This is a genomic window from Cohaesibacter intestini, from assembly GCF_003324485.1.
In the GTDB taxonomy this organism is placed as follows: Bacteria; Pseudomonadota; Alphaproteobacteria; order Rhizobiales; family Cohaesibacteraceae; genus Cohaesibacter; species Cohaesibacter intestini.
This window is the reverse complement of record NZ_QODK01000009.1, coordinates 1-14,238: the sequence shown is the minus strand read 5'-3', so window position 1 is coordinate 14,238 and position 14,238 is coordinate 1. Positions and strand designations below refer to the sequence as shown.

Annotated in this window: 14 protein-coding genes; 6 read left to right on the top strand and 8 right to left on the bottom strand. The window is 53.1% G+C overall.

Annotation, left to right across the window (positions count from 1 at the left end):
- Positions 1–250: 250 nt before the first annotated feature.
- The gene (locus DSD30_RS20490) at positions 251–925 is read right to left on the bottom strand and encodes a 4-carboxy-4-hydroxy-2-oxoadipate aldolase/oxaloacetate decarboxylase (protein ID WP_114011623.1); all 675 of its coding nucleotides are present in this window, start codon (positions 923–925) and stop codon (positions 251–253) included.
- Positions 926–1,082: 157 nt separating this feature from the next.
- Positions 1,083–2,021: a nitrogen assimilation transcriptional regulator NAC gene (gene nac / locus DSD30_RS20485; protein WP_114011622.1), complete on the bottom strand. Its 939-nt coding sequence runs from the start codon at positions 2,019–2,021 to the stop codon at positions 1,083–1,085.
- Positions 2,022–2,236: 215 nt separating this feature from the next.
- On the opposite strand from nac, the gene DSD30_RS20480 reads away from it, so the two are divergent.
- The 6 genes from DSD30_RS20480 (at position 2,237) to DSD30_RS20455 (ending at position 8,394) form a co-directional block, all read left to right on the top strand.
- Complete coding sequence (locus tag DSD30_RS20480; protein ID WP_114011621.1) at positions 2,237–3,001, top strand: SDR family oxidoreductase; 765 nt, start codon at positions 2,237–2,239, stop codon at positions 2,999–3,001.
- 85 nt (positions 3,002–3,086) lie between these two features.
- The gene (locus tag DSD30_RS20475) at positions 3,087–4,091 is read left to right on the top strand and encodes a TRAP transporter substrate-binding protein (protein WP_114011652.1); all 1,005 of its coding nucleotides are present in this window, start codon (positions 3,087–3,089) and stop codon (positions 4,089–4,091) included.
- A 2-nt stretch (positions 4,092–4,093) separates the two neighbouring features.
- Positions 4,094–4,705 (top strand): TRAP transporter small permease, encoded by a 612-nt coding sequence (locus DSD30_RS20470; protein ID WP_114011620.1) that lies wholly within the window; start codon positions 4,094–4,096, stop codon positions 4,703–4,705.
- A 4-nt stretch (positions 4,706–4,709) separates the two neighbouring features.
- Positions 4,710–6,014, top strand: coding sequence for a TRAP transporter large permease (locus DSD30_RS20465; protein WP_114011619.1), 1,305 nt, complete (start codon positions 4,710–4,712; stop codon positions 6,012–6,014).
- A 29-nt stretch (positions 6,015–6,043) separates the two neighbouring features.
- Positions 6,044–7,252: an aspartate transaminase gene (locus tag DSD30_RS20460; RefSeq protein ID WP_114011618.1), complete on the top strand. Its 1,209-nt coding sequence runs from the start codon at positions 6,044–6,046 to the stop codon at positions 7,250–7,252.
- 194 nt (positions 7,253–7,446) lie between these two features.
- Positions 7,447–8,394 (top strand): 2-hydroxyacid dehydrogenase, encoded by a 948-nt coding sequence (locus tag DSD30_RS20455; protein WP_114011617.1) that lies wholly within the window; start codon positions 7,447–7,449, stop codon positions 8,392–8,394.
- A gap of 81 nt (positions 8,395–8,475) precedes the next feature.
- Here the strand turns inward: DSD30_RS20455 and DSD30_RS20450 are convergent, their stop codons facing one another.
- The 6 genes from DSD30_RS20450 to DSD30_RS20425 form a co-directional block, all read right to left on the bottom strand.
- The gene (locus tag DSD30_RS20450) at positions 8,476–9,891 is read right to left on the bottom strand and encodes a Glu/Leu/Phe/Val family dehydrogenase (protein ID WP_245418566.1); all 1,416 of its coding nucleotides are present in this window, start codon (positions 9,889–9,891) and stop codon (positions 8,476–8,478) included.
- A 253-nt stretch (positions 9,892–10,144) separates the two neighbouring features.
- Positions 10,145–11,476, bottom strand: a complete 1,332-nt coding sequence (locus DSD30_RS20445) for a DUF6538 domain-containing protein (RefSeq protein WP_114011616.1) — start codon at positions 11,474–11,476, stop codon at positions 10,145–10,147.
- Between the two features lie 568 nt (positions 11,477–12,044).
- On the bottom strand, positions 12,045–12,449 hold the full coding sequence (gene arsC, locus DSD30_RS20440; RefSeq protein ID WP_114011615.1) for an arsenate reductase (glutaredoxin): 405 nt from the start codon (positions 12,447–12,449) through the stop codon (positions 12,045–12,047).
- 19 nt (positions 12,450–12,468) lie between these two features.
- Entirely contained in the window at positions 12,469–12,714 is a 246-nt protein-coding gene (locus DSD30_RS20435; RefSeq protein WP_157967805.1) for a hypothetical protein, read from the bottom strand.
- Between the two features lie 21 nt (positions 12,715–12,735).
- Positions 12,736–13,806 carry an ACR3 family arsenite efflux transporter gene (gene arsB / locus DSD30_RS20430; RefSeq protein WP_114011613.1) on the bottom strand — a complete coding sequence of 357 codons (1,071 nt, stop codon included), beginning with the start codon at positions 13,804–13,806 and terminating at the stop codon, positions 12,736–12,738.
- The coding region (locus DSD30_RS20425) for an arsenate reductase ArsC (protein ID WP_157967804.1) at positions 13,797–14,238 on the bottom strand (442 nt) is incomplete at its 5' end. The genes DSD30_RS20425 and arsB, both read right to left, overlap by 10 nt.

Here is a 14,238-nt window from a genome sequence, read left to right as displayed (position 1 = left end):
GGATGACAACAGGCCGGAGGTTGACCGAGCCGAGGCAGAAGGGTCAGACACCGAAACGCCCCCGTCCTTTTCGCGATGCAAAGAAGGACTATGTGTGCAATTGGGGGCGGTCGCTCGAATGTGTGCGTGAAAGCCGGTATGCGTGACTTCCAATTCAGCGATTTCGGGGTCTGAAGCCAAGTGCTGCAATCGACTCAGCTGAGTCTGTTTCATCATGAGCAAGGGTCTCTGGGACTTGTCTGGTTGACGCTCAATCCTCGTAGGTGATGCCTTTGGCTTCGAGGATTTTGTCAAGGCCGGTCAAGGCGAGGTGATCGGCGCCTTCGCCATAGCTGGCCATGAATTTGGCTTCAATATCGTCGCGCTCCTGCGAGGATTTCGCGACCGCTGCGGCCTCGGACGGACGAACAACCACCAGACCGTCATCGTCACCAACGATGATGTCACCCGGATTGATGATTTCACCTGCGAAGGAGATTGGCTTATTGATGGTGCCAAGGCTCTCCTTGACGGTGCCTTTGATGCAAAGGCCGGGGCTGAAGACCGGAAAGCCTTTCTTGTTCAGTGCTGGCCCGTCACGCACGCCACTGTCAGTGACCAAGCCGGCAACGCCGCGGGACATGGCCCAAGTGCCGAGCACTTCACCAAAGCAACCCTGCTCGTTTGAATCGTCGGTAGCAAACACCAGAACATCGCCGGGCTTGGCCAGGCTGATGCCCAATTGCAGCATGCAATTGTCACCGGGATGGGACTTGATGGTCAGGGCCGGGCCGCAGACGGTCATGCCCGGATAGATTGGCTTGATTTTGGAAGCCAAGGCACCGCGACGGCCCTGCGCTTCATGCAGCGTCGCTGGTGTGAAACGTGCGATTGCTTCGACCAGAGCAGGGTCTGGTCGCTTGATGGTGCGAATGACATGCGCCATTGTCTTGCCTTTCTTTCACAAATGCTCTGGAAGAAAGACTAGGAGGCGAAGGCCCCCCTGAACAAACATCAATTGGCTATGGGATGATCGGTTCGCCTTATACTTGACCCATGGCAAGGCAGGATGAAGCCTGCCTTGCACCAAACCCTAGCGACGCTCAGAGGGGAGGGCGCACGCCCGGCCACTGATTGGTGGAAATCAGTTCACGCACCTGCCGGAATAGAATGTCATGAACGGCCATGGCCGATTCCGACAAGGGAATGCTGTCCGATACACAGACCGATATGGTGGCTTCGATTTTCGGCTTTTTGATCGGGCGCAAGGTCAAACGCTTGAAATCGGTCATCCGGCTGGCTGCTGACCATGGCAAGATGGTCGATCCGATCCCCTCGGAAATCGCCGCTCCCAAGGTTTCCATGGACTCGATTTCCGCCACGATGGTTGGCGTGACATTGCTTTTCTCAAAGGCTGAATCGACGAGCGTGCGCAAAAGATGGATCCGACTGGGCAGGAGAAGTGGTTCCGATTCCAGTGAGGCCAGAGAAATCTCGTCGGCACCATCATTGGGTCTGGATTGCGAACGGCGCGTAATGAAAAACAATTCCTCGACAGCGACTTGCTGAAAATTGACGCCCCGCATCATGCCCGGATCATAAATCAATGCCAGATCCATCCGGCCATTCATCACCAATTCGCTGAAAATAGAGCCAAAATTATCGTTGATATGGAGCATGATTTCCGGATGCTGGCGTTTGACTTCCTTCAGCAAGGACAGCGACAGGGTGGATGTTGTGCTGTAGGGCGCAAGGCCGACCGACACGCTGCCCGACAGCACCTTGGAGGCCGCCGTGACATCATAGGACATATGCTCCATTTGCTTGAGAATGATCTGGGCATGACGGTAAAGTGCTTTGCCCGCATCGGTCAGGGTGACCCCATGTCGGCCACGGATCACCAGCTGTTGCTTGAACTGGTTTTCAAGGCTGATCAAATGTTGGCTAAGGGCGGGCTGGGCGATATTCAGCGCATCTGCAGCCCTTGTAAGGCTGCCTTTATCAATGATTTTTACAAAATAGCTCAGTCGTTTGCTATCCATCTAAGGCATCCTCATCCCCGGCCAAACCGACTGGTCCCTATCGAAAAGACACCCCATAGTCCGTCGGTGTTACGCATTGCTGCGCCTAGAATACCCAACCGTCACAAAAAAAGAAATATATGCAAATCCTTTTAGGGTAGAAGCAAATTTTCTTATTCACCTCGCAGCGGCCTGAATAGGCTGATCGCAACCTATCACGAGTTTGCGAGGGAATGATGGCATTTTCAGATTATAAAGTTGCGTTGGTAACAGGCGCTTCAGGCGGCATCGGCGGAGCAATTGCAGAGCGTTTCGCCAAAGAAGGCCTTACCGTTCATGCAGTTGGGCGCAATGAGGAAAAACTCAATGAGTTGGCTAGTCGCATCAAGTGCATCCCGCACGCGATCGACATCTCCGACACGCAGGCCTATCGCAAGCTGCTGGAATCCTTGCAGGTCGATGTCATGGTCAACAATGCTGGCGTTGACCACAAGGGGACAATTCACACTTTGTCACCAGAGCAGATTGATGCTCAGGTCGACATCAATTTCCGGGCCGTGCTGCACGGAATCGGCGCCGTTTTGCCAGGAATGATGGCGCGTGATTGTGGCCATATCATCAATATTACCTCGATTGCTGCGGCCTATCCATTCCCATCCAACACCATCTATCACGCCACCAAGGCTGGTGTTCGCGCATTGACCAACCAGTTGCGCCTTGATGTTTTGGGACGCCGCGTCAGAGTAACCGAGCTCTGCCCTGCGCGTGTGGCAACCGAGATTTTCGGCAAGGTTCACGGCAATCCCGAACAAGCACAGAAAGATTTTGTCGAAGGCTATGAATTGCTCATGCCTGAAGACATCGCAGATGCGATCGCCAATGCGGTTGCGGCCCCATCCTACGCCAATGTCAGCTTCATTGAAATTTTGCCGACCTATCAGGCGTTGGGTGGTTTGGAGTTCATTCGTCACACAGCGAATGAAACTGGAGGAAAAGACTAGAGGCTAAGGCCTCGAACTTGTGGAGGACAACAACATGACGGAACAAATTTCCGCTATCAATCACATCAACAAGAAGGGAGCTACCATGTTTAGCAAAGTACGCAATCTTGTTTTTGGCGCAGCCACGATTCTGGCTACATCCGCATTCATTGCGGTGCCTGCCGCCAATGCAGTGACGCTTGACCTGTCAGAAGTTTTGCCAGAGGCAAACTATGGCACCCAGAATGTCAAAAAATTCGCCGCTGAGGTCGAAAAAGCAACCAACGGCAACGTCAAGATCAATGTTCATGCCGGTGGCGCTCTGGGCTTCAAGGGGCCTGAGCATCTGCGCGCCGTGCGGGATGGCCTTGTGCCGATGGCTGACATTCTGGGCAGCCAGCAGATTGGCGACGAGCCTCTGTTCGGTCTCGAAAATGTGCCATTCCTCGTCACCTCGATGGATGATCTGAAGGTTCTGCATAAATTCTGGCGCCCGGAAATCGAAAAGGTTGCCGCGAAATACAACCAGAAATTCCTCTATTATGTGCCATCCCCCAAGCAATATATGTATCTGAAAGTGAAGGTGGATGCGGCTGAGCAGCTGAAAGGCATCAAGATCCGTGGTGCCGACAAAACCACCGTCGACACCATGAAAGCCATTGGCATGGCTGGCGTCCAGATCCCTTGGGGTGAATTGATCCCGGCACTGGCCTCTGGCCGTGTTGAAGGCGTTGCTACGTCTGCTACCTCTGGCGTGGACGGGAAATTCTGGGAATTCCTGAAATATGTCTATCCATCCAACCACACCTGGGGCTCGAACATCGTCTCGGTGAACCTCGATGCATGGAACAAGCTTGACGCAGCCGATCAGAAAGCGATCGAAGAGGCTGCCCAGAAGCTTGAGCCAGAATTCTGGGGTGTTGCACGCGACAAAGATCTCGAGAGCGTCGCGAAAATGCAGGAAAAAGGCATGGAACTGGTCGACATTTCCCCGGCCATGTTTGCAGACATCCAGAAAAGCACCAAGGTGCTGCTCGATGACTATCTCAAACGCGTTCCTGCTGCCAAACAGATCGTTGATCAATATCTTGCTGAACTCGGGAGAGAGTAAGCATGAGTGATCCGGAAATCCGTGCTAACCAGGCGGCAATTCCGGCAATCTTCTCCATCTATGTGCGGGTCGTTCACTGGCTCGCCATAGGTGGAGGAATCCTTGCCACGATTTGCCTGACGCTCCTGACATTTCTGGTCTTCTCTGAAGTCGCAGTCTCTTCCTTGTCCAAAATCATTCCCGGTATGCGGACCGATATTCCAATTGCATGGGAATATAGCGGGTATCTGATGGGCACAGCTTTCATGCTTGGCTCTGCGATCACCATGCGGGCAGGGGGGCACATTCGGGTCACAGCTTTGCTGTTTCTCATCTCACCCAAGATCAGACATGTAGTTGAAACCTTTGCCACTTTGGTTGGTACGCTTTTTTCGGCGTTCCTCTCATGGGCATTGATTGCATTCACCTACCGCTCCTTCATGGACGGGAACGTGTCCTTTGCCAGCTATACCCCTCTTTGGATTCCGCAAACCGGAATGACAATCGGCGCTTCTATCCTGACCTTGGCGCTGGTGGAGAGATTGTTCCGCTGCTTGCTTGGCGTGCCTCTTGAGTTACCAAGTCTCAAGGCTGCCTCATCCGAAGACATCGTGATCGAAGAGAACAAGGATTGACGTGATGGCGGTTATCGTAAGCACATTGTTGCTCTTCCTGTTGCTGGTTCTGGGCTCTGGTGTCTGGGTTGGTCTGTCTCTCATGGGGACGGGCGTCACGATGGTCTCTCTGTTTCGTGACATTCCCATCGACAAGCTCCTGCCACAATATTTTTTCAACGTCCTCACGACCAGTGAGCTGGTGGCCTTGCCACTCTTTGTCATCATGGGCGAATTTCTGTTCCGTACCAGGCTCTCGCGCTCTCTGTTCAACGGGCTTGCGCCCTGGATGGGTTTCTTGCCCGGGCGGCTGCTGCATATCAACATCGTTGGATGCTCGATCTTTGCTGCCATTTCCGGCTCTTCGGCGGCCACCACGCAGGTGGTAGGGCGTATCTCCCTGACTGAATTGCTCAGAAGAGGCTATTCCCGTGACATTGCCATCGGCAGTCTGGCCGGGGCCGGCACCTTGGGCTTTCTCATTCCTCCCAGCACCGTGATGATCATCTATGGTGTGCTGGCCGAGGAATCCGTTTTGCGCCTTTTCACGGCTGGCTTTTTGCCAGGTATTCTGCTTGCCATCCTGTTTATGGGGATGATCGTGCTGCGCACCAGCTTGAAGCCGGACATGATACCCGAAAGCGAGCGTCAGTTGCGCAACGTGTCCATGGCCAAACGATTTGCGGCGCTGAAGGAACTCGCACCAGCGGTTTTCCTGATCCTTCTGGTTCTTGGCTCGATGTATGGTGGCATTGCGACCCCATCCGAAGCCGCAGCTGTGGGCGTTTTCGGGGCGATACTCGTCTCTGCCGTTCAGGGTGGCCTAAGCTTTGGGGCGTTCCGTGATATCGCGCTAAGCTCCATGCAAACCTGCAGCATGATCGGCCTGATCATCGTTGGTGCGACAGTTCTGGGCAATGTGACGTCTTTCCTCGGCATTGCCTCCCACATGGCCGATTATGTCGCCAGCCTTGAACTGTCGCCCTTCATGCTGATCCTTGCCTTGACCTGCATCTATCTGGTTCTGGGCTGCTTCCTTGAAGGCTTTTCGATGATTGTCACCACCCTGCCAGTGGTTCTGCCGTTGGTCACGGCTGCTGGCTTCGACAAGGTTTGGTTCGGGGTATTTCTGGTGATCGTTGTTGAGCTGGCCCAGATCACGCCTCCGGTCGGCTTCAATCTCTTTGTCATTCAAGGGGTGACGGGAGACGGCATTGGCTACATCACACGGGTCACAATCCCCTTTGTTGCCGTGATGTTGGCCTTCATCGCTTTTCTCGCAACCTTCCCCGAATTCGTCATGTGGTTGCCAACCCTTCTGTTCGGTTGACCCCACCATAAAAGTACACGGAGGAAATCGTGTCTGAACTCAAACTTGCTGATCGCATCAAGCGCATCAAACCATCCCCCAGCACGGCTGCCGCAGACCGCGCCCGCGAACTGCGCGAACAGGGCCGCGATATTGTCAATCTGACGGTTGGAGAGCCCGACTTCGACACCCCGCTCTCCATCAAGGAAGCCGCTTGTCAGGCCATCATGGAAGGCGATACCAAATATACCGCCGTCCCGGGAACCGTGCCCCTGCGCAAGGCCATTGCAGCGCGTCTGGAAAAACGCACCGGACTTTCCTACGGCATGGACCAAATCACCGTGAGCAATGGCGGCAAGCAGGTTATCTTCAATACCCTGATGGCGACCGTTGAAAAGGGCGATGAGGTTCTCATTCCTGCGCCATTCTGGGTGTCTTATCCCGATATGGTGTTGGCTTGCGGCGGCACGCCAGTGATTGTCGAATGCCCTGAATCCACCGGTTTCAAATTGACCGCCGAAGCCCTCGAGGCAGCGATCACCCCGAATAGCCGTTGGCTGATCCTCAATTCGCCCAGCAACCCAACCGGAGCGGTTTATTCCAAAGAGGACCTCAAGGTCGTCACAGATGTCCTGATGCGTCATCCGCAGGTTTGGCTGCTGACCGATGACATCTATGATGAAATCGTCTTCACCGGAGAGCAGGTCGTCAGCCCTGTTGCCGTGGAGCCCGGTCTGATTGACCGCACTTTCCTGATCAATGGCGTGTCCAAAACCTATGCGATGACCGGCTGGCGCATCGGCTATGGCTGCGGTCCAAAAGCATTAGTTGGTGCCATCAACAAGCTTCAGTCCCAAATGGCCTCTTGTGCGTCCTCAGTAAGTCAGGCGGCGGCAACGGCGGCGCTGAATGGCGATCAGAGTGATGTTGAAGCGTGGTTGGATGTCTATAAGCAGCGCAGTGATTTGGCCGTATTTATGCTCAACGAAGCCCCCGGTATCACCTGTGGGGTGTCGGAAGGCTCCTTCTATGTCTATCCAAACTGCGCCGGTGTTCTGGGCAAGAAAACCCCGGATGGCAAAGTGATCAAGACCGATGGGGACTTCGTGCTCTATCTGCTCGAAAGCGAAGGTGTGGCCGTCATTGCTGGCGTTGCCTACGGCCTATCACCTTATTTCCGCATCTCTGTCGCCACCAGCGAAGAGATCATCAAGGACGGGTGCGCGCGCATCACCCGAGCCTGCAAGGCCCTGTCTTAACAGCAGCCCAACTTGCACCTGAAGTTGATCCGAGTGATCGACTTCAGTCTTTTCATCTCCCTCGGCGAGCGCGGCCTGCATGGTTGTCGCTCGCCAAGCTTTTTTAGGCCGCTTGCAAGCGCTGCATGTCGCATTGAGGCGATCGCAGCCATAGCGGTTTCCCTGCATCTTCTGGTTATTTCGAGGAGGTATCCATGACCAAACCCCACATCTTGCAAATCGGCCCCTATCCCGAATGGGATATGGAGCGTCTGGAGGCGCGTTTCGAGGTGCATCGCTTCTTTGAGGCGACGGACAAACAGGCATTTCTCGCTCAATGCGCACCATTGATCCGCGGCATTGCGACCCGTGGCGAATTGGGAGCAAACCGGGCGCTGATTGAAGCACTGCCCAACCTTGAGGTCATTTCTGTCTATGGGGTCGGCTATGACGCGGTGGATCTGGAAGCGGCCAAAGCGGCCAACATTCGGGTCACCAATACGCCGGATGTTTTGACCAAGGATGTCGCCGATCTGGGGGTTGCCATGTTGCTTGCCGCTTCGCGCGGAGTGATTGGGGCAGAAAGCTGGGTTCGGTCCGGTAAATGGCAAAATGAAGGGCTTTATCCCCTCAAGACCCGTGTGTTTGGCAAGTCGGTCGGCATTCTTGGACTGGGCCGGATCGGCTATGAAGTCGCCAGACGCTGCGCTGCTTTTGATATGGATATCGCTTATTGCGATGTCGCCCCGCGGGACTTTGCCGCTGACTGGACCTATATCGAAGATGCAAAAGCACTGTCAGCACGGTCTGACTTCTTGTTCGTCACCCTCACCGGTGGACCAGCAACGCGCCATATCGTCAACAAAGAGGTTCTTGTCGCTTTGGGTGCGGACGGGATGCTGATCAACGTCTCACGTGCCTCCAACATCGATGAAGAGGCTCTGCTCGACGCGTTGGGAAGCAAGGCGCTTGGCTTTGCCTGTCTAGATGTCTTTGAAGGCGAACCCGCCCTCAATCCGCGCTTCCTTGCCCTGGAGAATGTCCTGCTCCAGCCACACCATGCCAGCGGTACGGTCGAAACACGCAAGGCAATGGGCAAGCTGGTCTATGACAATCTGGATGCGCATTTTGCCGGTAAGCCATTGCCTACCCCAGTGATCTGATCGCAAGATTGCCAACCGATGAAACAAAAAAGCCCCTCGTCAGAGGGGCTTTTTCAATGTGTGATGAGACCTGCAGAAGGGTCAAATGCCGCTAACCTGATAGGATTTGGCCACCGTTTCAATGGCCAGAATATAGGCTGCAGTGCGCAGGTCCGGGACGCCATCGCGTGTCTGATAGATAGCGAGCATCCGTTCAAAGGCCTTGCGCATCATTTCGCCCAAGCCCGAGCGGACAAGGTCAATTTCGTCGCTGCCACGCACAAAGCTGTCCCACTGGTCCTGCGGGATCTTTGCTCCGGTCATCGATTCCAGCATTTCGGCAATCCGCCGATTCTGGTTTTCCTGTCGCTGATGATCGAGCAATCCCAGCTGCATATGCCCAAGATTCTTGATCCACTCGAAGTAGCTCACCGTCACGCCACCCGAATTGACATAGATATCGGGCAGGATCGGAATGCCGCGTGCGCGCAGGATCTCGTTGCCTTCATGGCTGATTGGGCCATTGGCGGCCTCGACAATCAGTTTGGCTTGAATGTCGGCTGCATTGGCCGAAGTAATGACATTCTCAAGCGCTGCGGGGATCAGGATGTCACACGGTGCCTCAAGCAGCTTTGCTCCATCCGCATTGAAGGTGGTGCCAGGGAAATCTTTGACTCCGCCGTTTTTTTTCATATGCTGATACAGCTTTTCAATATCCAGCCCCTCGGCGCAATATAGCGAGCCATCTCGCTCGATGACGCCTGTGATGATGCAGCCATCCTCTTCGGACAGGAATTTGGCGGCGTGATAACCCACATTGCCCAGGCCCTGAATGATGACGGACTTGCCTTTCAAAGGCCCCTCAAGGCCGAGCGGGCCGCGGTCCTGCCAAGATCGGAAGAAAGCCTGCACCGCATATTGAGTGCCTCGCCCGGTCGCCTCGACCCGTCCCTCGATGCCACCATGGGTGAGGGGCTTGCCGGTCACACAGGCCGCCGCATTGATATCGAGCCGATTGAGGCGTTGATATTCGTCGGCGATCCAGGCCATCTCGGTTTCGCTGGTTCCCATATCCGGCGCAGGGACATTCTGGCTTGGCCCGATCAGATTGCGCTTGGCAAGCTCTTGAGTGAAGCGTCGGGTGATCCGTTCCAATTCATGGGGCTCCCATTCCGTGCGATCGATTTGCAAGGCCCCTTTGGAGCCGGAAAAGGGAATGCCCATCAGGGCGCATTTATAAGTCATCAGGGCAGCCAAACCCTCGACTTCATCCTGATCGACGTTGGGAGCATAGCGAATGCCACCCTTGGCCGGATGCTGATGCTCGCTATGCACCGAACGCCAGCCATTGAAGCTGATGACTTTCCCGCGCAGACGAACGCCAAAGCGGATGGTGAGAGTGAGGTTGCAGGCTTTGATGCGCTCTTTCAGGCCATCCTCCAGATGGCAAAGGGAAGACGCGTCATCGAAGATCTTGTCGACAGTCGCCAAGATCGAATGTTCCATTTTTTGCGGCATTGTTGACCCCTTCAAACTCGAAAATTCAGAGTTACCGGCCCCCGCGATTTTCCCGCTCTTTGAGAGGATGATCGGGCAATTCGACAGGGTGGATGAGGCTAGGGTACGAAGCCTTGTTAGCGCTTTCCAAGACTGATTGGTTATAGAGGGACTGACTTCTGTGATGACTGTTGCCCGAAAAGGCGCTATTCATGCCAGCAAAAAGAGAAAAGCGATTTCTCGGTGGTCTGGTCGAAGTTCGAAAGAGCATGTTTCATTCCAAATGCTTCGGCACGGGAAGTACAATGAGATTGTGCAAAGCCAATTTGTCTGCAAGGGTCATATCGTCGCCGTAGAGTTCGCGGTCCCGAATAGACTTGACGCTGTGGCCCATCAATTCGCCACGGTCATCATTGGGCAGTTGAACCTTCTTTAAGCGAGACTCAAACGCATGCCTTGTGCCACCAACAGTGTGTTTTTCGGAGGGTAAAAGGCCTTTTTCTCTCAGGGCCTTGTTTATCGTGTTGGAATAGTTGCTGTTGCCACGATACGTTGGAAATCCTTCTGGGTGCCGTTTGGCTGCTGCCAGAGCAACTCCAACGAGGGGCACCTGCCGTTGAGATGCTGTATTCTTAACCTCGCGACACATATCTCCTTCTTCCACTTGAATGTTAAGGTGCGGGATTGGATCGTCCAGTACAATCGCATGTGGGGGCAAATTCGAAATCTCACTCTGACGGCATCCTGTCTCGATTGAGATCAGTAGAATATCAATTGCCTCTTGGTTGATCCCATCCAATGCGCCGGGTGAAAGCCACTTCTCGGTCATCCAGCTAACCGGAATTTCGAGTTTTCGGTTGGGTTTCTCGTAACGGTCCTTCTTGATGCCAATACCCTGATAAGGCCTTGGTGACTCGGCCATTCCGATGCTTTCGTAGTAATCACTGAGCATCGAGCGCATGTATATAAAATCTTTGTTGGCAGTGTCGGGCTTCGTCTTGCCCGTAGATACTGCCTTCTGCCAGAGCATTTTGTGTTTCTGAACAGCCGCGGCGTCGATTTCAGAGATAAGTATGTCCTTGTTTCCAATTGATTTCATCAGATTTCGGACAGCCTTTTTCCGAGGGTTACGCCATTTGCGCAATTGGTCGTCATTCTTATGCCGGTTGTCATGCCCACGGTATTCCTCAACTGTTGCGACCAATCCGGTCAATCGCAAACCTGGTTCTTTAATACCTCCTAAAAGTGCTCGGGCCACCTGAATGTTATCGCCTTCCGCAAGCTTTTCGAAACGAACCAAGGTTTTCTCCAGCGGCGCCAATAAAAGGGCATCTGAAGGCATGTAATTTAAACCATGTTTTTTGACAATCTCTTGAGCAGCTCGATAAGCATTCGCGCTATTCGGCTCATCATGAAGAAGCTTCAATGCCTTCAGTTCGTCCAAGACACTCTTTCTCATCGCGGGGACCAATTCGGCTGCCTTGCGCGCACTGTCAGTTTTCAACGTGCGATGGATTTCGGTCTTTCCGGCGACACCGACATATTCCTTCGGCACCCTCATTCTGAAGTGGAAAGTGCCTTTCCCGCGTTTGATCAAACCGCCCATTAATTCTACCCATTTTACCAGTGTTGCAACGTCGTCCAGTCAATGACGGTTGCTACACATTTTGCTACACATCCATTTTTGATGGTCACTATGCAAATAGGGCTAAAATCATAGAAACAAAAAGAAAAATCAATATCATCCAAATCCGTCAGAAGGACTTCCTCTCCGCCATTCTCCCTTTTTAAATTATTGAATTTATTCGGTTTTTCTGTTTCCAGAAAATCTATTCCCCCAGTTTTCCCTCAAATCACTCAGTCTTAGTACCTCTTCACTCTATGAGTGAAGGCATCTACGCGCTCCTCCTTGCTACCATTCTGACAAAGTGCGACGTTTTCAGTGCTCAAGTTCCAGTTCCTCAGACTTGCGAGGCATGCGCTTCAGCGTCGAAACTCGTGACCACTGATAGCGTGTCTGGCAAGGGGCGGGAAGTTGCCGTTTCCTGCGGATGCGAGATGACCAATGCCGCAGGCTAAAGCGGCCATTCGAAAATTCTTTTGGTCTATCCGAAGAGCTAGCTTCTACTGCAGGAAGGGTGGCTCGATACGTCTAGTTCGAGCCACCTCATAGATCATGGAACGACGATCTTTTCTCCGTCTTCGTTCACGAATTCAGTGCCGGAGGCAACATCCAACAATTCAAACACGGCTTCAGATGGCCGACATAGCCTGACGTCTTTGGGAGTGCAGACGATCGGGCGATTAACCAGAACCGAATGCTTCAGCATCTGTTCTAGAATCTCATCATCTGGAACAGATGGATTGGTCAACCCCAACTCCTTTGCAGGAGATTTTGAAGCTCTCAAAGCCTGTCTCGGTGAGAGATTAGCCGCGGCAAAAAGAGCAATTAGCTGTGGCTTTGTCCAACCATCGTTGAGATATTCGATGACGACTGGCTGGTTGCCGGTCATTTTGATGATCTCCAAGACGTTGCGGGACGTTCCGCAATCGGGATTGTGATGAATTACAACGGTCATTGTTTGTTTCTTTCTTCGATCAACGTCTCGCTATGGCGGTTTCCAGCATCAGCTTGGCAACGCAAAGTTTGTAGCAATGATCAAACTCTTCACATGATCGACACTCAACCCATTCTGGAATACTGGCTTTGACATGGCGATCTGAGCGTGTGAGGCCAGCATTTTCAACTTCGAATGAAAAGACCTTTCCTGCCATATTCTCGTTTGTTTCAAAATGCAGACTGTCGTGAAACATAGTTCCATAGCAGTGCTTATGTTGTGCCATAGTCGATCCCTTTCATTTTCCTTATGCCGGAAAGTGCTGGCGGGTCCTTTTTGCGAATGCAACGAGGGAAAGCATCACCGGCACTTCAACAAGAACACCTACGACAGTGGCCAGAGCGGCTCCTGAGTTAAGACCGAAAAGGCCGATAGCGACCGCAACGGCCAGTTCAAAGAAATTGGAGGTTCCAATGAGTGCGCAGGGAGCCGCAATTCTGAACGGCACTTTCATGACCCATGCTGCAACATAGGCAATGGCAAAAATGCCGTAGGATTGCAGTAATAGCGGGATCGCAATCAGCGCAATGAGGATGGGCTGGGATAGAATGACACCGCCTTGGAAGCCGAAGAGCAGAACCACGGTTGCCAAGAGTCCGATCACGGAGATTGGCTTCAGTTTGGAAGTGAACTCTGCGACTGCTTCATCGGTTTTGCTGCCCGATACAAGAGCCTTGCGCGTCAGGTAACCGGCAACCAGCGGCACAACCACATACAGAACGACACTCAGGATCAGTGTGTCCCAAGGCACAGGAATATCCGTGACGCCCAAAAGAAGACCGACTATAGGCGCGTATGCGACCACCATGATCAAATCGTTCACACTGACCTGAACGAGGGTGTAGTTGGCATCTCCACGGGTGAGCTGAGACCACACAAAGACCATCGCGGTACAGGGAGCAGCTCCAAGCAGAATAAGACCTGCGATATAGGAATCTGCATCAGCAGCGGACATCATATCTGCGAACAGATATTTGAAAAATACAACGCCCAGAACGGCCATCGTGAAAGGTTTGATCAGCCAGTTGACTACGAGCGTGATCAACAGTCCCTTCGGCTCATCAGCCACATGGCTGATGCTGGAGAAATCGACCGACACCATCATCGGATAGACCATCGCCCAGATGAGCACAGCGACCACAAGATTGACATGGGCATATTCAAGTGCCGCAAGTGTTCCAAACAGGCTTGGGAAAAGTTCGCCAAGGATCAATCCTGCCGCAATCGACAGGGCGACCCATATGGACAACCATTTCTCAAAAAAGCCAATTCCCCCAGGTTCGGAAGTGTTGGCGCTGGTATTTGCATCTACGGACATTCGTCAGCTTTCTCTTTTGATTTTCCGATTTCATCAAGCTTTTTCTGAAGGGACAGGCGATCTATGCTGGCCAGTGGAAGAGCTGTAAAGATCGAAATTCTTGAAAATAGCATCCTGTAGGAATCGGAGAATGCCAGAGCAATTTCGGTATCCGTGCCTTCGATATGCGCAGGGTCGGGAACGCCCCAATGGGCTGTCATCGGCTGGCCCGGCCAAATTGGGCACACTTCTCCGGCTGCGTTGTCACAAACCGTGAAAACAAAATCCAACTTAGGAGCTTCCGGCACTGTGAACTCATCCCAACTTTTGGAACGAGCAAAGCCGGTGTCGAAATTCATTCTCTTCAGCAATGCTAATGTCCGGGGATGAACCTCCCCTGTCGGTGTCGAACCTGCTGAGTAGGCTTGAAACCGGCCTTGCCCAACCCGATTC

Bases quoted from the DNA above. Each gene is read 5' to 3' on its own strand.
- DSD30_RS20490 (WP_114011623.1), bottom strand. From the start codon at position 925: ATGGCGCATGTCATTCGCACCATCAAGCGACCAGACCCTGCTCTGGTC.
- nac (WP_114011622.1), bottom strand. From the start codon at position 2,021: ATGGATAGCAAACGACTGAGCTATTTTGTAAAAATCATTGATAAAGGC.
- DSD30_RS20480 (WP_114011621.1), top strand. From the start codon at position 2,237: ATGGCATTTTCAGATTATAAAGTTGCGTTGGTAACAGGCGCTTCAGGC.
- DSD30_RS20475 (WP_114011652.1), top strand. From the start codon at position 3,087: ATGTTTAGCAAAGTACGCAATCTTGTTTTTGGCGCAGCCACGATTCTG.
- DSD30_RS20470 (WP_114011620.1), top strand. From the start codon at position 4,094: ATGAGTGATCCGGAAATCCGTGCTAACCAGGCGGCAATTCCGGCAATC.
- DSD30_RS20465 (WP_114011619.1), top strand. From the start codon at position 4,710: ATGGCGGTTATCGTAAGCACATTGTTGCTCTTCCTGTTGCTGGTTCTG.
- DSD30_RS20455 (WP_114011617.1), top strand. From the start codon at position 7,447: ATGACCAAACCCCACATCTTGCAAATCGGCCCCTATCCCGAATGGGAT.
- DSD30_RS20450 (WP_245418566.1), bottom strand. From the start codon at position 9,891: ATGCCGCAAAAAATGGAACATTCGATCTTGGCGACTGTCGACAAGATC.
- DSD30_RS20445 (WP_114011616.1), bottom strand. From the start codon at position 11,476: ATGGGCGGTTTGATCAAACGCGGGAAAGGCACTTTCCACTTCAGAATG.
- arsC (WP_114011615.1), bottom strand. From the start codon at position 12,449: ATGACCGTTGTAATTCATCACAATCCCGATTGCGGAACGTCCCGCAAC.
- DSD30_RS20435 (WP_157967805.1), bottom strand. From the start codon at position 12,714: ATGGCACAACATAAGCACTGCTATGGAACTATGTTTCACGACAGTCTG.
- arsB (WP_114011613.1), bottom strand. From the start codon at position 13,806: ATGTCCGTAGATGCAAATACCAGCGCCAACACTTCCGAACCTGGGGGA.